The 19328-nt window shown below is 61.9% G+C and carries 19 protein-coding genes; 8 read left to right on the top strand and 11 right to left on the bottom strand.

Translation table 11 applies throughout. The features are described 5' to 3' along the window. Positions 1-41: 41 nt before the first annotated feature. From ACWKXN_RS00345 to ACWKXN_RS00335, 3 genes are read right to left on the bottom strand one after another with little or no spacing between them, the layout of a single operon-like run. Positions 42-1106, bottom strand: coding sequence for a sugar ABC transporter substrate-binding protein (locus ACWKXN_RS00345; protein WP_023310718.1), 1065 nt, complete (start codon positions 1104-1106; stop codon positions 42-44). A 20-nt stretch (positions 1107-1126) separates the two neighbouring features. Further along, complete coding sequence (locus tag ACWKXN_RS00340) at positions 1127-2122, bottom strand: ABC transporter permease (protein WP_023334863.1); 996 nt, start codon at positions 2120-2122, stop codon at positions 1127-1129. Further along, positions 2119-3621 carry a sugar ABC transporter ATP-binding protein gene (locus tag ACWKXN_RS00335; protein ID WP_454543169.1) on the bottom strand — a complete coding sequence of 501 codons (1503 nt, stop codon included), beginning with the start codon at positions 3619-3621 and terminating at the stop codon, positions 2119-2121. Before ACWKXN_RS00335 ends, ACWKXN_RS00340 begins: the two co-directional genes overlap by 4 nt. A 159-nt stretch (positions 3622-3780) precedes the next feature. Between ACWKXN_RS00335 and ACWKXN_RS00330 the strand changes: the two genes are divergently transcribed. The 4 genes from ACWKXN_RS00330 (at position 3781) to ACWKXN_RS00315 (ending at position 6535) form a co-directional block, all read left to right on the top strand. Then, complete coding sequence (locus tag ACWKXN_RS00330) at positions 3781-4869, top strand: oxidoreductase (RefSeq protein ID WP_454543168.1); 1089 nt, start codon at positions 3781-3783, stop codon at positions 4867-4869. A 57-nt stretch (positions 4870-4926) separates the two neighbouring features. Then, on the top strand, positions 4927-5670 hold the full coding sequence (locus ACWKXN_RS00325) for an SDR family NAD(P)-dependent oxidoreductase (RefSeq protein WP_032661029.1): 744 nt from the start codon (positions 4927-4929) through the stop codon (positions 5668-5670). 183 nt (positions 5671-5853) lie between these two features. Beyond that, the gene (locus tag ACWKXN_RS00320) at positions 5854-6159 is read left to right on the top strand and encodes a type II toxin-antitoxin system RelE family toxin (RefSeq protein WP_182072401.1); all 306 of its coding nucleotides are present in this window, start codon (positions 5854-5856) and stop codon (positions 6157-6159) included. After that, on the top strand, positions 6131-6535 hold the full coding sequence (locus ACWKXN_RS00315) for a helix-turn-helix domain-containing protein (RefSeq protein ID WP_029740113.1): 405 nt from the start codon (positions 6131-6133) through the stop codon (positions 6533-6535). Before ACWKXN_RS00320 ends, ACWKXN_RS00315 begins: the two co-directional genes overlap by 29 nt. On the opposite strand, the gene ACWKXN_RS00310 is transcribed toward ACWKXN_RS00315, so the two are convergent. From ACWKXN_RS00310 to entC, 7 genes are all read right to left on the bottom strand, one after another. Next, positions 6532-6729, bottom strand: a complete 198-nt coding sequence (locus tag ACWKXN_RS00310) for a YbdD/YjiX family protein (RefSeq protein WP_006809671.1) — start codon at positions 6727-6729, stop codon at positions 6532-6534. The genes ACWKXN_RS00315 and ACWKXN_RS00310 overlap by 4 nt on opposite strands. Before the next feature lie 96 nt (positions 6730-6825). Further along, the gene (gene cstA / locus ACWKXN_RS00305) at positions 6826-8931 is read right to left on the bottom strand and encodes a pyruvate/proton symporter CstA (protein ID WP_048975902.1); all 2106 of its coding nucleotides are present in this window, start codon (positions 8929-8931) and stop codon (positions 6826-6828) included. Between the two features lie 149 nt (positions 8932-9080). Further along, entirely contained in the window at positions 9081-9494 is a 414-nt protein-coding gene (gene entH, locus ACWKXN_RS00300; RefSeq protein ID WP_023310710.1) for a proofreading thioesterase EntH, read from the bottom strand. A gap of 1 nt (position 9495) precedes the next feature. After that, positions 9496-10251, bottom strand: a complete 756-nt coding sequence (entA, locus tag ACWKXN_RS00295; protein ID WP_033144899.1) for a 2,3-dihydro-2,3-dihydroxybenzoate dehydrogenase EntA — start codon at positions 10249-10251, stop codon at positions 9496-9498. Then, on the bottom strand, positions 10248-11102 hold the full coding sequence (locus ACWKXN_RS00290) for an isochorismatase (RefSeq protein WP_182072397.1): 855 nt from the start codon (positions 11100-11102) through the stop codon (positions 10248-10250). Before ACWKXN_RS00290 ends, entA begins: the two co-directional genes overlap by 4 nt. Positions 11103-11112: 10 nt before the next feature. Continuing rightward, on the bottom strand, positions 11113-12723 hold the full coding sequence (gene entE, locus ACWKXN_RS00285; RefSeq protein WP_047061321.1) for a (2,3-dihydroxybenzoyl)adenylate synthase EntE: 1611 nt from the start codon (positions 12721-12723) through the stop codon (positions 11113-11115). A gap of 9 nt (positions 12724-12732) precedes the next feature. Further along, positions 12733-13908: an isochorismate synthase EntC gene (gene entC, locus ACWKXN_RS00280; protein ID WP_182931620.1), complete on the bottom strand. Its 1176-nt coding sequence runs from the start codon at positions 13906-13908 to the stop codon at positions 12733-12735. 188 nt (positions 13909-14096) lie between these two features. Between entC and fepB the strand changes: the two genes are divergently transcribed. After that, positions 14097-15056 (top strand): Fe2+-enterobactin ABC transporter substrate-binding protein, encoded by a 960-nt coding sequence (gene fepB / locus ACWKXN_RS00275; RefSeq protein ID WP_454543167.1) that lies wholly within the window; start codon positions 14097-14099, stop codon positions 15054-15056. An 83-nt stretch (positions 15057-15139) separates the two neighbouring features. Here the strand turns inward: fepB and entS are convergent, their stop codons facing one another. Continuing rightward, positions 15140-16375, bottom strand: a complete 1236-nt coding sequence (gene entS, locus ACWKXN_RS00270) for an enterobactin transporter EntS (protein ID WP_454543166.1) — start codon at positions 16373-16375, stop codon at positions 15140-15142. A 108-nt stretch (positions 16376-16483) separates the two neighbouring features. On the opposite strand from entS, the gene fepD reads away from it, so the two are divergent. From fepD to fepC, 3 genes are read left to right on the top strand one after another with little or no spacing between them, the layout of a single operon-like run. After that, positions 16484-17488: a Fe(3+)-siderophore ABC transporter permease gene (fepD, locus tag ACWKXN_RS00265; RefSeq protein WP_454543165.1), complete on the top strand. Its 1005-nt coding sequence runs from the start codon at positions 16484-16486 to the stop codon at positions 17486-17488. After that, positions 17488-18477 carry an iron-enterobactin ABC transporter permease gene (gene fepG / locus ACWKXN_RS00260; protein ID WP_454543437.1) on the top strand — a complete coding sequence of 330 codons (990 nt, stop codon included), beginning with the start codon at positions 17488-17490 and terminating at the stop codon, positions 18475-18477. The genes fepD and fepG overlap by 1 nt, the downstream gene beginning before the upstream one ends. Beyond that, on the top strand, positions 18474-19274 hold the full coding sequence (gene fepC, locus ACWKXN_RS00255) for an iron-enterobactin ABC transporter ATP-binding protein (RefSeq protein ID WP_048980776.1): 801 nt from the start codon (positions 18474-18476) through the stop codon (positions 19272-19274). The genes fepG and fepC overlap by 4 nt, the downstream gene beginning before the upstream one ends. The last annotated feature ends 54 nt before the right edge of the window (positions 19275-19328 follow it).

The raw sequence follows: 19328 nt of genomic DNA, 5'->3' as shown, positions 1-19328 counted from the left end.
ATGAGGGCATCAGGCCGCACCTGACGCCACCCGGCCTGGTTTTATTTATTCTTCGCTTCCAGCGTCGCAAACCACGGCGCGATAAAATCTTCCGTCTGGCCCCAGCCCGGAATGATTTTCCCCAGAGACGCCACGTTCACCGGGCCCGGCTGGGCGGTCAGCAGCGCCTGAGGAATGGCCGCCGCTTTGAAATCGTAGGTCGCAGGCGTGGCTTCCCCGGCAATCTTGTTCGCCACCAGACGCACATTCGTCGCGCCAATCAGCTTCGGATCCACCGCCACGCTCACCTTCCACGCGCTGCCCGGCTCGCGCATCAGCTGCAGATCCTGGTTAGAGATGTCGATGCTGTAGAGCTTAATCTCGGTGCGGCCGTTCTCTTTCAGCGCCTTATACGCGCCCTGGCTGAAGGCGTCCCAGGTTCCCCAGATGGCGTCGATTTTGCCTTTCGGGTATTTCGCCAGGATCGCCCCCACCTTGTTGGCGGTATCCCCCTGCACGTCAGAGGACACGGCGCCGATAGACTCCAGCTCTTTGATGTCCGGATACTGCTTTTGCAGCTCTTTATAGGCCGCCTGACGACGCTCCATCGGCGGGAAGCCCGCCACCCACAGCTTGACGATATTGGCCTTGCCGTTGAAATCTTTCGCCAGCTGGCCGAAGGAGAGGTTCGTCAGGGAGGCATCGTCCTGCTGGGTGACGGTCACGCCAGGGATCTCGCCGTTAACGGCGGTATCAAAGACGGAGACTTTGATACCGGCATCCACCGCTTTCTTCACCAGCGCGGTGGAGTACGGATCGCGCCCCTGAGAGAGAATAATCCCGTCGTACTTCTGGCTGATGGCCTGGTTCACAAAGTCCTGGAATTTGGCGTCGTCCCCGTTGCTTAAAAAGGTGCTGACCTTAAAGCCGAGCTTCTTCCCTTCCTGAATTGCGCCAGCAATAAACTGCGTGGTGTTGTCATCTGAGCCGAGGTTACGGATCACCGCGATGCGGATCGGGCCGTCATGGTTCGCAATGGCTGCCGGAAGCGGCGCGGGCGTGGCCGCGAAGCCTGGCAGAGCCGTGAGCAACCCAAGTGCCACCAAAGAGAGTGCAATCTTTTTCATTTTTTTATCCCGTTGTGTTGTCAGCGTTTTTGTATGTAGGTAATCGCCAGCGCTACCGCGAGCACCAGCCCTTTTATAATGTCCATGGCGTAATACGGCACGGAGAGCATCACCAGCCCGTTCGACAGCACGCCGAGAATGACCGCCCCAACCAGGGTTCCCAGCGCGTTCGGCTTGCCGGATCCGGCCAGCGAGAAGCCAATCCACGCCGCCGCCACCGCATCCATCAGGTATCCGCCGCCCGCATTCACCTGCGACGAGCCGATGCGTGAAGCCAGCAAAATCCCTCCCAGACCCGCCAGCAGCGAGGCAATCACGTAGGCCGCCACCTTGTAGCGCGTGGTGCGAATGCCGGAGAGGCGCGCCGCTTCGGGGTTGCCGCCGATGGCATACATGCGTCGGCCATGCGTAGTGAGCGACAGGCCCAGCTGCGCCAGCACGGTCACCACCAGCATGACGATCACGATGGTCGGCACCTGCCCCAGCAGGCTGAACGCCGCCGGAATGGTCCCTTCCGCCATGTCGCCGCTCGGCAGCACCATGTTCTCGGTAATCGACCCGCCGTAGCTGTAGGTCATCGCCACGCCCTGGATCACAAACAGGCTGGCAAGCGTCGCCAGCATGTCCGGAATACGCAGGATGACGATCAGGAAGGCGTTAAACAGACCCACCAGCGTGCAGAGCGCGAGGGTGATCAGAATCGACTCGGTGGTGCCAAAACCGTGCCAGACGAAAAGCGAAATCACCAGCGCGTTCGCCAGCGAGGCGGTGGATCCCACGGAGAGATCGAACCCGCCGATGGTCAACGAGATCGACACGCCAATGGCAATCACCGTCACGATGGCAATCGAGCGCAGAATGTTGATGATGTTGTTCGGATCGAGGAAGCTGTCCGACGCCAGGCCAAAGACGGCCACCAGCGCGACGACGGTTAACAGCATGCCCCACCTGTAGAGAAAATCGAAAATCTGCTGGCGGCCAGACGCCGCCGCGTTCACTGAAAGGGCCTTGCTCACGGCGCCGTTCCTCCGGTTGAATAATAAAGTAGTGTCTCTTCGCGGGCCTCGGCCCCGGCGATTTCCGCCACGATGCGCCCGTCCCACAGCACGCAGATGCGGTCGCACAGCCCGACCAGTTCGGCAAATTCGCCCGAGGCGTAAATCACCCCTTTGCCCTCGCGCGCCAGGCCGTCAATCAGCTGGAACAGATCGGTTTTGGCCTTCACGTCCACGCCTTTGGTCGGCTCGTCGAATATCAGCACGCTGGCGTCATTGCGCAGCCATTTACCGATGGCGACCTTCTGCTGGTTGCCGCCGGAGAGACGGCGCAGCACCTGCCCCGGCCCACGCGCGCGCACGCCGACGCGGGCGATGACCTCTTCCGCCCAGCGCCACGCCTGACGATGGCCAAACAGGCTCCAGCGCGAAAAGCTGTTATCGGCGCACACGGCGAGGTTCATGCTCACCGGCTCGTCGATAAAAATACCCTCTTTCCGCCGCTCCTCCGGCACCAGCGCCAGACCGCGCAGCACGGAGTCGGCCGGGTCGCGCGGCTGCCAGGATTGATGATTCAGCTCACCGCGCGTCACGCGGCTTTTGCTGGCGCCAAACAGCGCCTTGCAGAGTTCGGTTTTTCCCGCCCCCGCCAGCCCGGCAATCCCGAGAATTTCGCCTTTGCGCAGGTGCAGGGAGATATCTTTCAGCAGCGCGTCGTCGTGAAGCCCCTCAACGCGTAACAGCGTTTCGTCGCCGTGCGGCGGCCGCGCGGGCGGATAGATATCGCTCAGCACGTGGCCGAGCATCTTCTCGACGATCGCTTCGCCGCTAAGATCGGCCATCGGGCCGGACTCGATCAGCTTGCCGTCGCGCAGCACCGTCAGGGTGTCGCAGATGGCCTTCAGCTCGTGAATGCGGTGGGAGATAAATACCACGCCGATGCCCTGCTGCTTTAAGCGTCTCACTACCTCAAACAGGCGCTCGCTCTCATGCGCGTCCAGCGGCGCGGTGGGTTCATCAAGAATCAAAAAACGGCAGTGATGGGACAGCGCCCGCGCCAGCAAAATCTGCTGCTTTTCGGCCAGCGAACAGCCGTCGATGGAACGGCGAACGTCCAGCGTCACGTCGAGCTGCGCCAGCGCCTGTCTCGCCTGCTGGCGGATCGCGCGCCAGCTGAAGCGATGCCCCGGCTGCGCCAGCTGGTCGAGCATGATGTTCTCGGCGATGCTTAACCCCGGGATCAGCGCCACGTCCACTTCCTGCTGCACAAGGTGGATCCCCAGCCGTTTGGCATCGAGCGGTTCGCGGATGCTCACCGGCTGGTTGTTGATGCTGATCTCGCCCTCATAGTGGTCGTGCGTCCCGCACAGCACCGCCATCAGGGTCGATTTTCCCGCGCCGTTGGCACCGGTCAGCGCGTGTACGGATCCGCCGGTTAAGGTGAAATTCACGCGCGACAGCGCCTGAAAGCCGGAAAAGGCCAGGCTGATACCGCGCATCTCAAGGCGACTGGAAACCATCCGCGTAAATCCTTCATTACTCTTCTGATTTATCGAATTTTTCACAGCTCTGGTTGACTGACAACGACGGAAAAGGCATAAGTTAAAGCGAAATATTATTAGCCATCCGGATGTCCAGACATAACATCGGGTTAGCGCTTCCGCAAAAAGGACACCATCATGAGCAACACCGATATCCGCGTCGTGCCTGGCCCGGCGAACTACTTCTCTCATCCCGGAAGCCTTGCGCAGCTGGATAACTTCTTTACCCCGCAGCAGCTCTCCCGCGCGGTGTGGATTTACGGCGAGCGCGCTATCGAAGGCGCGCGCCCTTTCCTGCCCGAGAGCTTTAACGCGCCGGGAGCGAAACGCCTGCTGTTTAAAGGCCACTGCAGCGAGCGCGACGTCACCCATCTGGTGAATGAATCCGGCAGCGACGCCAGCGTGGTGATTGGCGTCGGCGGCGGCGCGGTGATGGATACCGTCAAGGCCGTGGCGCGCCGCTTAGGGGTACCGTTTGTGGGCATCCCCACCATTGCCGCCACCTGTGCGGCGTGGACCCCGCTCTCCGTCTGGTATAACGATGCCGGTCAGGCGCTGCATTTTGAGATCTTCGACGACGCCAACTTCCTGGTGCTGGTGGAGCCGCAGATCGTCCTTAACGCTCCGGCGGAGTATCTGCTGGCGGGCATCGGCGATACGCTGGCGAAGTGGTACGAAGCGGTGGTATTGGCACCTGAGCCTGAGAACCTGCCACTGACGGTGCGGCTGGGCATCAACGGCGCGCTGGCGATCCGCGACGTGCTGCTGGCGCGCAGCGAAGAGGCGCTGGCCGACCAGCAGCGCGGCGAACAGACGCAGGCGTTCCGGGATGTGGTGGATGCAATCATCGCCGGCGGCGGGATGGTCGGCGGCCTGGGCGAACGCTATACGCGCGTGGCGGCGGCGCATGCGGTACACAACGGCTTAACCGTGCTGCCGCAGACGGAGAAATACCTGCACGGCACCAAGGTGGCCTACGGCATTCTGGTGCAGAGCGCCCTGCTCGGCCAGGACGACGTGCTGGCGCAGCTGGTCGCGGCGTACCAGCGTTTTAACCTGCCGACCACGCTTCGCGAGCTGGACGTCGACATCACTAACCGCGACGAGCTGGATAAGGTCATTGCCCACACCCTGCGCCCGGTGGAGTCGATTCACTATTTACCTGTTACGTTAACGCCTGACGTTCTGCGCGCCGCGTTTGAGAAAGTGGAATCCTTCAGCCGTTAATCGCGCCGACAGGCTATACCTAATGATGATTCTTACCACTCTCGTAACGAGGTCATCATGCAGATCGATTTAACAGGTAAAAAGGCGCTGGTTACCGGTGCCAGCCGCGGATTGGGTCGTGCGATTGCCCTGTCGCTGGCGCGCGCCGGTGCGGATGTGATTATTACGTATGAAAAATCTGCCGATAAAGCCCAGGCGGTCGCCGATGAGATTAAGGCGCTGGGGCGCCACAGCGAAGCCGTGCAGGCCGACAGCGCCAGCGCGCAGGCGATTCAGGATGCCGTCACCCATGCGGCGCGTTCTCTTGGCGGGCTGGACATTCTGGTCAACAACGCCGGGATCGCGCGCGGCGGTCCGCTGGAGTCCATGACGCTGGCGGACATTGACGCCCTTATCAACGTCAACATTCGCGGCGTGGTGATCGCCATTCAGGAAGCGCTGGTGCACATGTCAGACGGCGGGCGCATTATCAACATCGGCAGCTGTCTGGCAAACCGCGTGGCGCAGCCGGGCATTGCCGTTTACTCGATGACCAAATCGGCGCTGAATTCCCTCACCCGCGGGCTGGCCCGTGATTTAGGGCCGCGCGGCATTACCGTTAACCTGGTACATCCCGGGCCCACCAACAGCGATATGAACCCGGAAGACGGGGAACAGGCTGACTCTCAGCGTCAGCTTATTGCTTTGGGTCATTACGGTCAGCCGGAAGACGTCGCGGCGGCGGTCACGTTTCTTGCCAGTCCGGCGGCCGGGCAGATCTCCGGTACCGGCCTGGACGTGGACGGCGGTTTGAACGCCTGATCGCAATCTCACTGCAAGCCTCTGTCGTCCGACAGAGGCGTTTCCGAGCGCCCTCGACGGTTTGCGTTTTGCCGCTTTCTCCGGTTATTTCCCCGCTCTACAGTACCCCATTAGAAATTCGGAATTTATCTAATAGCCTTATTATTTCCTTATACTTTGTGTGGGCGTACAGTGGAGGTACGGATGAAGATTGTCTGGTCCAATGGTGCAAAAAAGGCATTTTCCAGAATTGACGAGCGGTATCAGCGTCGAATTGAGGTAAAGCTCTCCGAGCTGGATGACCGCTCGGCTCCCCGGCCCGATATCAAAAAAATATCGACAACAGAAAATCATTTCCGGCTTCGCGTAGGCGATTACCGCATCGTCTATACGCTTCGGGACGATCCCGATGACCATTGTTATGTTTTGGCCGTCAAGCGCAGAACTTCAAAGACTTACCTGCATGAGGAGAGTGCCAACTATGGCTGTACAGCTAATCAAGGACGATAACGGGAAAACGCAGTACGTCGTTATTCCCTATCACGAATATTTTCGTATGCTCTTACAGATGGCAGAAATTGACGACGAAACCGACGACGATCTGGAGGATATTGAAGTCGAACACGATAGTCTGGATGACGTGGAATTGCCGGGAGAAGTATGCAGCATCATGACCTGGCAGAACGTCAGCCTGCAGGCCGCGTGGCGTATCCTGCGCGGCATGTCCCAGCAGGAGGTGGCTGAGAAACTCGGCATCACCCAGTCCGCCGTGTCACAGCTGGAAGCGCTGGACTCCCGTCCGCAAAAGCGCACCCGCGAAAAGCTGGCTGCTATCTACGGCTGCAAGCAGGAACAGATAAGCCTCTATCTACCGAAAGAGGGTTAACAGCACTTCGCCCCGCCCTTGCCGCCGTAGCGGGCATCCTGGCGGTCGCGGAAAAATTCTTCGTAGGTCATGGGCGTCTGGTCCGGATGGTTGACGCGCATATGCTCGACGTAGTTGTCGTAGTCCGGCACGCCAATCATCATTTTGGCGGCCTGGCCCAGGTATTTACCTGCTTTGGAAAGGGTGTCGAACATAATCAGTTTCTCGTTTGTTTCCTGCCCTCTCCCGGAGGGAGAGGGCGGAGAAGAAATGTAGGCCGGGTAAGGCGAAGCCGCCACCCGGCACAAAGGCTAGTGCGCCCCTTTCGCCTGGGTCACAATCTCTTCCAGGTTTTCAGGCATCGGCTCGTACGGCGTCTCTTTCGCCGTTGGCTGATCGTTTTTCAACGCCGCCAGCGCGGTCTTGAGAGAATACAACGCCAGCACCACGACCACCACCATAAAGAAGATTGTCAGCCCGGCATCCAGACGGTTGTTAAACACCAACTGGGACAGCTGCGACTCGGTGTACTGCGCCGGGATCTTACCGCTGTCGATCATCGCCTGGAACTTGTTGGCGATCGCCAGGAAGCCCACCTTGTTGTCCGGGCTAAAGGCTTTCTGCCAGCCCGCCGTCAGAGTACAGATCAGCAGCCAGGCGGTTGGCACCAGTGCCACCCAGGCGTAACGCTGTCGCTTCATCTTGAACAGCACCACCGCGCAGAGCATCAGCGCCATGCCCGCCAGCATCTGGTTGGCGATACCAAACAGCGGCCACAGGGTGTTAATCCCGCCGAGCGGATCGACCACGCCCTGGTGCAGGAAGTAGCCCCACGCCAGCACGCACAGCGCCGTCGCCAGCAGGTTAGCCGGGAGCGAATCGGTACGCTTCAGGTTCGGGGAGATCACCCCCAGCAGGTCCTGCAGCATAAAGCGCGCCGCACGGGTTCCTGCATCCACCGCCGTCAGGATAAACAGCGCCTCGAACAGGATGGCGAAGTGATACCAGAACGACACGTCCATCAGCCCGCCCAGCGCGCCGTGAAGAATATACGCCATGCCGACCGCCAGCGTCGGCGCCCCGCCCGCACGGGAGATAATCGACTGCTCGCCCACTTCACTGGCGATGCTCGTCAACGTATCAGGGGTAATCGCAAAGCCCCAGCCGCTCACCACCTGCGCGGCGGACGCCACCACGTCAACGGTGCCAGCCGGTGCCAGTACCGCCATCGGGCTGTTCATCGCGAAGTACACGCCCGGGTCGATGATACAGGCCGAGACCAGCGCCATGATGGCGACAAAGGATTCCATCAGCATGCCGCCGTAGCCGATCAGGCAGGCCTGATTTTCATTCGCCAGCATCTTCGGCGTGGTTCCGGATGCGATCAGCGCGTGGAAGCCCGACACCGCGCCGCAGGCGATGGTGATAAACAGGAACGGGAACAGGTTACCGGTCCAGACCGGGCCGGTACCGTCGATGAATTTGGTTAACGCAGGCATGGTCAGGGTCGGACGCATAATCAGAATGCCAATCGCCAGCCCGACGATGGTGCCGATTTTCAGGAACGTAGAGAGATAGTCACGCGGAGCCAGCAGCAGCCATACCGGCAGCACCGCCGCCACAAAGCCGTAGCCCACCAGCATCCAGGTCAGCTGGACGCCGGTAAAGTCGAAGAACGGCGCCCAGGTCGGGCTTTCCGCCACCCAGCCGCCGGAGATAATGGCGAACACCAGGAATACCAGGCCAATTACCGACACCTCACCAATGCGGCCCGGGCGCAGGTAGCGAATATAAATCCCCATAAACAGCGCCAGCGGAATGGTGAAGGCAACGGTATAGGTTCCCCACGGGCTGTGGGTCAGCGCTTTCACCACGATCATCGCCAGCACCGCGAGGATGATCACCATGATCATAAAGGTCGCCACCAGCGCAATTACCCCGGCGGTTGCCCCCATCTCCTCTTTCACCAGCTCACCCAGCGAACGCCCGTCGCGGCGGGTCGAGACGAACAGCACCATAAAGTCCTGCACCGCGCCCGCCAGCACCACGCCCGCGAGGATCCAGATCATCCCCGGCAGGTAGCCCATCTGCGCCGCCAGCACCGGCCCCACCAGCGGACCCGCTCCGGCAATCGCCGCAAAATGGTGACCGAACAGCACTTTTTTGTCGGTCGGCACGTAGTCCAGCCCGTCGTTATGGCGGACGGCAGGCGTCATACGCGTCGCGTCAACGCCCAGAACGTTCTTCGCGATATAGCGGCCATAAAAACGGTACGCGATCAGATAAATGCAGACGGAAGCGACAACGATCCAGAGCGCATTGATCTGTTCCCCCCGGTTGAGGGCGATATAGCCCAGGGCAAAGGCTCCCACAACGGAGAGCCCTGCCCATGTAAGGTATTTCCCTGAGTTGTTCATAGTTGTTGTCCGTTGTTGTGAAACAGTGAGATGTTACATTTTGTTTCTAGAACAACCGGAAAAATTTAACAACTTTGAAACGCAATAATGCGTGGTCAAACCAGAGATTTACACCACAGTGTTAAGCCGATCACTTTGATCTGCCTGGCTTAGCCCAACACCATCGTGCTCAACCGACAGGTACAGCACCGCCGCCCCTGCTCGTCGAATACCACAATCTCCCAGCTCTGGCTCGACCGCCCCAGATGCAGCGGCTGGCAAACGCCGCGCACTTTGCCGTGAGAGACCGCACGATGGTGCGTGGCGTTAAGCTCCGTCCCCACCACGCTCTGACCGTCGCGGGTCATCAGAAAGCCGGCCATCGACCCCAGGGTTTCCGCCAGCGCCGCCGACGCGCCGCCGTGCAGCAGGCCAAACGGCTGATGGGTACGCGCATCCACCGGCATCTCCGCTTCCAGCGTGTCGTCGCCGAGGCGGGTATAGACGATACCGAGATGCGCCACCAGCGTATTCAGGCTGGTCGCGTTCAGCTCCTCGAGCGGTAAATGACGTTTCCAGATCATCTTACGCCCCCAGCGTGGAGCCGCCGTCCACCACGATATCCTGCAGGGTGATATGGCTGGCGGCATCGGAAGCAAGGAACAGCACCGTGCTGGCTATCTCCTGCGGGCGAGCGATTTTGCCCAGCGGAATGCCGAGCTTGAACTGCTCGCCAAAGCCGCGAATACGCTGCTGCTCCGCGTCGTCGCTTTTCCACAGGGTGCGCTGCATATCGGTATCCGTTGAGCCCGGCGACACCAGGTTACAGCGCACGCCGCTGCCCGCCAGCTCCAGCCCGACGGTCAGGGCCAGGCTTTTCAGCGCCGCCTTCGACGCGCCGTAGGCGCTCATGCCGATGCGCGGCGCGTGCGCCGCGTCGGACGCCACGGTGACTATCGCCCCGCCCTGCTGGCGGCGGAACTGGCCCATCGTCTGCTGGAACAGGTTGAACGCGCCGCCGACGTTGACCGCGAAGGTCTGCTGCCAGTCCTCCTGCGAAAGCTGGTCCGTCGCCCCCATGCGCAGAATGCCCGCCGCGTTGACCAGCACGTCCAGCCGTTCAAGCGACGCCAGCGCGCGCCCGCACACTTCATGCACCTGCGCGGCATCCGCCACGTCCAGGGTTTCAGTGGCGAACGGATAATCCCCCAGCGGAAAAGCCAGATCGAAGCCGGTCACCCGTGCGCCCGCCTCCACAAACGCCAGCGCCGTCGCGTAGCCAATCCCCTTACCCGCGCCCGTCACCCAGACGGTTTTACCGGTGAAATCCAGACCCATCACTTCACCTCGCGGGACAGCAGCGCCCACCAGGCGTCGATGGTTGGATTTTTGGCCAGCATCACGAAGTCAATGTCGCCGTGTACTTTGCGCCAGCGGGCGGCCAGCGCCATCATGCGCACCGAGTCCAGGCCGTAGTCGATCAGGTTTTCGTCATCCATCGGCTCGTCGGACTCGTCCAGCAGCGGCAGGATCAGCTCACGCAGCGCGGCTTTGGTCGCCGGAACGGACGGCAGCAGCTCGTCGGTCATCACCACGCGGCCCGAGCGTCCGGCCACGTAGGTGAGCGACATCAGGTGCTCGTCGCGGGTGAAATCCGCCAGCGCGTCGGCGATAAAGAACGGTTTGATGTCGCGCATAAAGGCATCGGTGGCGGTGGTCATACAGCCGATATGGGCGTAAACGCCGGTAATCAGCAGCTGGTTGCGGCCGGTTTCTTTCAGCATCTGCTCCAGCGGCGAGCGGTGAAACGCGCTGTAGCGCCACTTCACCAGCACCGTGTCCGCTTCGTCCGGGGTCAGTTCGCGGACAATGCGCTGCTGCTCCGGCGAGCGGGTCAGGCCCGGCCCCCACATGTCGTTCAGCAGGGCGCGGTCTTCGTCGCTCTGCTCTTTCGGCTGAGCGGTGTAGTACACGGGAATATTGTGCGCTTTGCAGTAAGCGCGCAGTCTGGCGATATTCGCCACCACCTGCTGCATCATCGCGCTGTTTTCGCCCCAGAAGTTCAGGAAATACTCCTGCATATCGTGGATCAACAGCGCGGCACGTTCAGGCTCAAACGCCCAGTTCACTTTACTGGTCGGCAGTTCTGCGGCGGTCGGCAGCGCGTAAGCGGTTAATTTTGGAATGGCCATACTCTGTTCCTCAGCCCCGGGCGCGTTCAGCAAGCCACAGGCGCAACTGTTTCTTATCGACTTTGCCGACCGGCGTCAGCGGGAGCGCATCCACGCTCTCCACGCGGTCCGGCAGCTTGAATTCGGCAACGCCCTGCTCGCGCAGGAAGCGGCGCACCTCGACCGCGCGCAGGGGCTGTTTCACCACCAGATACGCGCAGCTTTTTTCGCCCAGCAGGCTGTCCTCCATGCTCACCAGCGCGGCGTGGATCACCGCCTCGTGGCGCAGCAGCAGGTTTTCAATCTCTTCGGCGGCGATCTTCTCGCCGCCGCGGTTGATCTGATCCTTCTCGCGCCCCTGCACGGTGATGTAGCCCTGCTCGTCGATGGCGATCAGATCGCCAGAGCAGTAAAAGCCGTCGGCGTCAAAGGCGCTGGCGTTGTGTTCCGGGCTGTTGAAATAGCCGCGGAAGGTGTAAGGCCCGCGCGTCATCAGACGCCCGACCTCACCGCGCGGCAGCGGGTTGCCGTGTTCGTCCGCCACCCACACTTCGTCGTCCGGGCACATCGGGCGCCCCTGGGTGTTGATGATGCGCTCCGGCAAGTCGTCGAGCGCGGTGTAGTTCACCAGCCCTTCCGCCATGCCGAACACCTGCTGAAGCTGGCAGCCGATTTCCGCCGGAATGCGCGCCGCGAGCGTGGCGGAGAGGCGTGCGCCACCCACCTGCAGCAGCCTGAGGGATTTAAGCTGCGCGTTGCCCGCGCCGTCGGCAATCGCCTGCAGCCAGAGGCTCACCGCCGGAGGAACCAGCGAGGTGACGTTAATCTGATGCCGTTCAATCAGCGGGAAGCAGAGCGTGGCGCTCGGATCGTTCGCCAGCACCACGCAGCCGCCGGCGGTGAAGACGCCTAACGATCCCGGCGAGCTCATGGCGTAGTTATGCGCCGCGGGCAGCGCGTTCAGATAACGGGTGTGTGCATTGATTCCGCAGATCTCGTTGCTGCGGCGGATGCTGTAGTCGTAGTCGTTATGCGTGCGCGGGATCAGCTTCGGCGTGCCGGTGCTGCCGCCGGAAAGCTGGAAAAACGCCACTTCGTCAGCGGGCGTCGGGTTCGGGATGAAGTTGTCCGCCGGACGCGCAATCGCCGCTTCCAGGGCGTGTTCGCCCTTATCGCCGCGCAGCAGTACAAGGCGTACCGAGCGATGCGCATCCACAAAGGCGTTGAGGAAATCATCGCCCGCAAACAGCGCGTGGTCGCGATCGGCAATCAGCACGGCGGGTTTGATCTGCTCCGCGTAGGCGTTCAGCTCGCTGCGCTGATGGCTAAAGAGCGCGTTAACCGGCGCGACGCCAATTTGCAGCAGCGCGAAGAAGGTGACGTAGAACTCGGCCACGTTACCGAGCTGCACCAGCGCGGTCTCGCCGCGCTGCAGCCCGCGCACCTGAAGAGCGGACGCCAGGTTGTTCACCGCCTGATTAAACGCGCGGTAGGTGATGTGCCGCTCGCCGTCGACAATCGCCACGGCATCGCTTTCAGCGCGATCCGTCAGGATGTGGGTCAGCGGCAGATCCTGCCAGTAGCCTTTTTCGCGGTAGCGGCGGGCGAATTCCTCAGGCCAGCGGGTAAAGGGAATGGTCATGAGCGATCCTTAGTGCAAGCCAAACACGTTGAGCATGGTGGAGAGCTTCACGCCCGTTTCGCGCCATTCGCCCACCGGCGAAGAGGCAGGCACAATGCCCGCGCCGGCAAACAGGCGAACGCTATTTTCGCGAAGACGCGCGCAGCGGATGGTCACCACCCACTCGCCGTTGCCTTCGCTGTCGCACCAGCCGACGATGCCGCCGAACAGCTCGCGGTCGAACGGCTCCAGCTCGGCGATCAGCTCTTTTGCCGCCTCATGCGGGAAGCCGCTCAGCGCCGGGGTCGGGTGCAGCAGGCAGGCCAGAGTCAGGGCGTTTTCGTTCTCGCGCGCGTCACCCTCAACCGGCGTCGCCAGATGCCACAGCGTCGGCGTGGTGATGAGCTGCGGGGAAGACGGCATGCTCAGGTGGTGGCTTCGCGGTGCCAGAATGGCCTTCATCGCCTGGGTTACGAGATCGTGCTCGTGGCGGTCTTTTTCGGAGGCCAGCAGCTTATTGCCCGCTTCGCGATCCAGCACATCGTCCGGCTGACGGCGCGCGGAGCCTGCCAGCGGCAGCGAGCTAAAGTGCGCGCCCTCTTTACGCAGCAGCAGTTCGGGGCTGGCGCCGAGCAGCACGCCGCCGTCTTCCAGCGGCACGTGGAAGTTAAAGCTCGCCGGGTTCTGGGCGATCAGGCGCTCCATCAGCGCACCGCTATCAATGTGTTTGTCGGTCGCGATATCAATCAGACGCGACAGCACCACCTTGTTCACCTGCGGCGTGGCGGTAAGCGACGCGGCGCGCGCGACCATCTCTTCGAACACGGGCTGCGGCGGGATCTCGGTGCGTTGTTCCACCTTCAGCGCCTGCGAGCCGGAAAAATAGCGTGCGGACTGCTGACGTGCCGGACGGGAAAAGGTCTGCCAGCGCTGCGGAATAAACAGAGAAGATGGCTTGCGGGTATCGAACGGAATAGCCCCTACCATCACCGGATGAGCGATACCGTTAGCTTTCGCATTCCGGAAGGCCTGGGCTAATTTTTGCTGAAATTGCCCGGCCGGATCGTCACCGCCGACGGCGGGTTCAGAGAAGCGGGCAAAACAGCCTGAGGTAGTAAAACTGCGGTAAGGCGACATAAAGAAAAAGCTGTCTGATTGCAGCGTGGTCGCGGTGTGCTGAACTTCCTCAGCCAGGGACGTGTCCATATCATCCTCCTCAAAATGATAAAAGAAGCAATAATGATTATCATTTATATTTTCGTCGGCTAACCTAATCCCACATCGCTTCGCTGTCAACCGTCGGAGAAATAACTTATGCGACAAAAGCTTGCATCCCTTCGCATCAACCATGAAAATGAGAAGCATTATCTTCAACAAAAACAGGATGTCGCGCTGTGAAATTCCCTGCCCTATTCCGTAATACCCTGCTTTTATCTGGACTTTTTGTTTTAGGACTTGCCTCAGCCGTTGCCGCCGACTGGCCGCGTCAGGTGACCGACAGCCGTGGCGTTCACACGCTTGAGAGCAAACCGACGCGCATTGTCTCCACCAGCGTGACCTTAACCGGCTCCCTGCTGGCGATTGACGCGCCGGTCGTTGCCAGCGGCGCGACCACGCCGAACAACCGCGTGGCGGATGCACAGGGCTTTTTGCGTCAGTGGGGCGATATTGCGAAACAGCGCAAGGTTGCGCGACTGTACATTGGCGAGCCGAGCGCCGAAGCGGTCGCCGCGCAAATGCCGGATCTGATTTTGATCAGCGCCACCGGCGGGGATTCCGCGCTGGCGCTGTACGATCAGCTCTCCGCCATCGCCCCAACGCTTATCATCAACTACGACGACAAAAGCTGGCAGGAATTGCTGACGCAGCTGGGCAGCCTCACCGGGCAGGAAAAACAGGCCGCAGAGCGCATTGCCGCGTTTGATAAACAGCTCGCGCAGGTGAAACAGCAGATGAAATTGCCGCCGCAGCCGGTGAACGCCATCGTCTACACCGCCGCCGCGCACAGCGCCAACCTGTGGACTGCGGAATCGGCGCAAGGCAAGCTGCTGCACCAGCTGGGCTTTACGCTGGCGGATCTACCCGCCGGGCTGCACACCTCAAAAAGCCAGGGCAAACGCCACGACATCATCCAGCTGGGTGGGGAAAACCTGGCGACGGGGCTGAACGGCGAAGGGCTGTTTGTGTTTGCCGGCGATCGGAAAGACGTGGATGCGATTTACGCCAACCCGCTACTGGCGCATTTGCCGTCGGTGAAAAACAAACGGGTCTGGGCATTGGGAACGGAGACGTTCCGCCTGGATTATTACAGTGCGATGTTGGTGTTGCAGCGTTTAGAAGCAATCTTTGGGTAACAGCTGCGCCCGGTGGCGCTTCGCTTACCGGGCCTACGAGTGCAAAATGTAGGCCGGGTAAGGCGCAGCCGCCACCCGGCAAATCACACCGGAGCACTCTCCTGCCTGAACCGCCGCAATTCCACCAGCGCCACTAACAAAATCACGCCAATAATTGCCAGTACAAACCCGCCGCAGCTCGCCGAGGCCACCGGAGTCATCATCGCCCCCAGCCCGCCGAGGATCGCCGCACCAATCGCATCCCCCGTGACGTTCTGCGCCGTCCACAGACCGTTAATGCGCCCGAGCATCCCTTCCGGCGTCTGGGTCTGGATCAGGGTGTACTGCAAAAGCGAGCTGATGGCGCTCAGCCAGCCGAAAATCACCAGACACAGCACCCCGAGCGCCCACACCGGCATCAGGCTGAAGAAGCCGATGGCGATAAACGAGGCCAGCGTGGCAAGCAGCATAATCAACCCCGGACGCGCGCTCTGCGCCAGGTTGCCGCTGGTCAGCGCCCCGCACGCCGCGCCGAGCGGAATTGCGGCGTAAAGAATGCCAATCTCCGAGGCGCTCATCTGCCACTCTCCCGCCAGCGCCGGGTACAGCACGCGCACGGCGCTCGCCATGGTCAGCAGGCCGCCGAGCAGCGCAATCCCGCCAATCAGCGGGTTGCTGAACAGGAAACGAATCGCGGCCATCATCGATTTCAGCGGATGCTCGCGCGGCTGCGGCGGAGGCGGCAGCAGCGGCAGGCGCAGCAGCGTCAGCGTGGTGATAAAGGTTCCCGCCGCCGCCAGCCCGTAGTTCCACGCCACGTTGCCGGTCGCCAGCAGCAGGCCGCCCACCATCGGCGAAATCACCGAGCCCAGACGCACGGTGAGCATGGTGATCGCCCCCGCCTGCATCAGGTTCTCGCGCCCGACCAGCGCGGGCGTCGCCGCCAGCAGCGCCGTCACGCCCAGCGAGGCGAAAAAGCCGTCCCACAGCCCCAGCGCGTAAATGGCGATCAGCGACGGCTCCGGCAGCATCGCGTTCAGACACAGCCCAATAAAGCCCACGCCGCAGGTGCCGCGCGCCAGCAGGATCAGCTTTTTACGCTCGTAGCGGTCCGCCAGCACGCCGCCGACCATCAGGCCGATGAACATCGCCCCGCCGGTTAAGGTGACGGATAACCCCACCAGCCAGCTGGAGTGCGTCATGGTCTGGATCTGGACCGGCACGGCGACGCCGAGCAGCCCGAGGGACAAAATGGAGATAAAGCGAGCGATAAAAACGGCGCGATACGCCGGGTTCGTTTTAAGCAGGCTGAGATTGAGCAGCCAGGATTTTTGATTCATGACAAAGCCTTGAGTCTATTTCTACCCTTTCCATGGGCGCACATGCTAACATAGCCAAATAAGATAGATAACGATAATCACTATCATTATCAAATCATGGATGTTGCTATGTCGTTTTCCTCTTCTTCGGTGCGCGCCGTTGCCGTGCCCGTTTTATTGCTGCTGTTGATCCTTGCGACTGCACTCAGCCTGCTGGTTGGCGCGAAGCCGCTGCCCGCGTCCGTTATCGTTGATGCGCTCTCCGGCACCTGCCAGAGCGCCGACTGCGTCATCGTGCTCGACGCCCGGCTGCCCCGCACGTTTGCCGGACTGCTGGCCGGAGGCGCGCTCGGCCTTGCCGGCGCCCTGATGCAAACCCTCACCCGTAACCCGCTGGCGGACCCCGGCATTCTCGGCGTTAACTCCGGCGCCAGCTTTGCCATCGTGCTCGGCGCGGCGCTGTTCGGGTTGACCTCGCCCTCCGAACAGCTGGTGATGGCCTTCTGCGGCGCGCTGGCCGCCTCGCTGGTGGTCGCCTTTACCGGCAGCCAGGGCGGCGGGCAGCTGAGTCCGGTCCGCCTGACGCTTGCGGGCGTGGCGCTCGCGGCGGTGCTGGAGGGCTTGTCCAACGGCATCGCCCTGCTCAACCCGGACGTCTACGACCAGCTGCGCTTCTGGCAGGCCGGCTCGCTGGATATCCGCACCCTCGAAACCCTAAAAGTTGTGGCGATCCCGGTCATTATCGCCGCCGCCGTGGCGCTGTTTTTAAGCCGGTCGCTCAACAGCCTGAGCCTCGGCAGCGACACCGCGACCGCCCTCGGCAACCGGGTGGCGCGCACGCAGCTGATTGGTCTGTTCGCCATCACCGTGCTGTGCGGCAGCGCGACCGCCGTGGTCGGTCCGATCGCCTTTATCGGCCTGATGATGCCGCACATGGCGCGCTGGCTGGTGGGAGCGGATCACCGCTGGTCGCTGCCGGTGACGCTGCTGGCAACCCCTGCCCTGCTGCTGTTTGCCGATGTGCTCGGTCGCCTGCTGGTGCCCGGCGAGCTGCGCGTCTCGGTGGTCAGCGCCTTTATAGGCGCGCCGGTGCTGATTTTCCTGGTACGCCGTAAACGCGGAGGTGGCGCATGATGGCCCCGTCCCGTCGTTTACTCACCAGCGTCTCGCTGCTGCTTATCGCCATTATGCTGCTGGCGGTCTGGAGCCTGCGCAGCGGCGCGGTGACGCTCGATTTTGCGCAGGTGCTTAACGCCCTGCTCGGCAGCGCGCCGCGCAATATCACCATGGTGGTGACGGAGTGGCGACTGCCGCGCGTGGCGATGGCGATTCTGGTCGGCGCGGCGCTCGGGGTGAGCGGTGCGATATTCCAGTCGCTGATGCGCAACCCGCTCGGCAGCCCGGACGTGATGGGCCTTAACACCGGGGCCTGGAGCGGCGTGCTGGTGGCGATGGTGCTGTTTGGTCAGCACCTGACGGCCATTACTTTTACGGCGATGGCGGGCGGCATTCTGACGTCATTACTGATCTGGGCGCTGGCCTGGCGCAACGGTATCGACACCTTTCGCCTGATCATCATCGGGATCGGCATCCGCGCCATGCTGATGGCCTTTAACACCTGGCTTTTACTGCAGGCCTCGCTGGAAACCGCGCTCTCCGCCGGGCTGTGGTACGCCGGGTCGCTCAACGGCCTGACGTGGGGCAAAACCTGGCCCGCCGCGCCGCTGATTTTGCTGATGTTTATCGGTGCATTGCTTCTGGTGCGGCGCATGCGTCTGCTGGAGATGGGCGATGACAGCGCCTGCGCGCTGGGCGTGGGCGTCGAGCGCTCGCGCCTGATGCTGATGCTGGTCGCCGTACTGCTGACCGCCGCCTCCACCGCGATTGCCGGGCCAATCTCGTTTATCGCCCTCGTGGCACCGCACATCGCCCGGCGACTTAGCGGCACGGCGCGCTGGGGATTAACCCAGGCGGCGCTGTGCGGCGCGCTGCTGCTACTGGCCGCCGATCTCTGCGCCCAGCGGCTGTTTATGCCTTATCAACTGCCGGTGGGCGTGGTGACCGTCAGCCTCGGCGGGATTTACCTCATCGTCTTGCTCGTTCAGGAGTCACGCAGGAAATGACTGATTCAACCACCCGCTTGCGCGGCGAAAACTTAACCCTCGGCTACGGCAAAAAAATCATTGCCCGTGACTTATCCGTCGCCATTCCGGACGGCCACTTTACGGCAATTATCGGCCCGAACGGCTGCGGCAAATCGACCCTGCTGCGCACCCTGAGCCGCCTGATGACGCCGGCTGAGGGCAGGGTGTTCCTCGACGGGGAGCAGATCCAGCGCTTCGCCAGCAAAGAGGTAGCACGGCGCATCGGTCTACTGGCGCAAAACGCCACCACGCCGGGCGACATCACGGTGCAGGAGCTGGTCTCGCGCGGACGCTATCCGCATCAGCCGCTGTTTACCCGCTGGCGCAAAGAGGATGACGAGGCGGTGAACCGCGCGATGCAGGCGACGGGCATCACCGATCTTGCTCAGCAGAGCGTGGACACCCTCTCCGGCGGGCAGCGTCAGCGGGCGTGGATCGCGATGGTGCTGGCACAGGAAACGTCGATCATGCTGCTGGACGAGCCGACGACCTGGCTCGACATCAGCCATCAGATTGACCTGCTGGAGCTGCTGAGCGAGCTGAACCGCACGCAGGGGTATACCCTGGCGGCGGTGCTGCACGACTTAAACCAGGCGTGTCGCTACGCCACGCATCTGATTGCGCTTCGCGACGGTGAGATTGTGGCGCAGGGCGCGCCGAAAGAGATTGTGACGCCGGATCTGATCGAGCGGATCTACGGCATGCGCTGCATGATTATTGACGATCCGGTGGCGGGTACGCCGCTGGTGGTGCCGCTGGGCAAGCGTGCGGTCTGATGCCCTCACCCCGGCCCTCTCCCACAGGGAGAGGGAGCAAAGCATCCCCTCGCC

The organism is Enterobacter sp. UPMP2060 (assembly GCF_053709655.1).
Note: the sequence above shows the minus strand (reverse complement) of the source record. Positions and strands in the feature narration are given on the sequence as shown.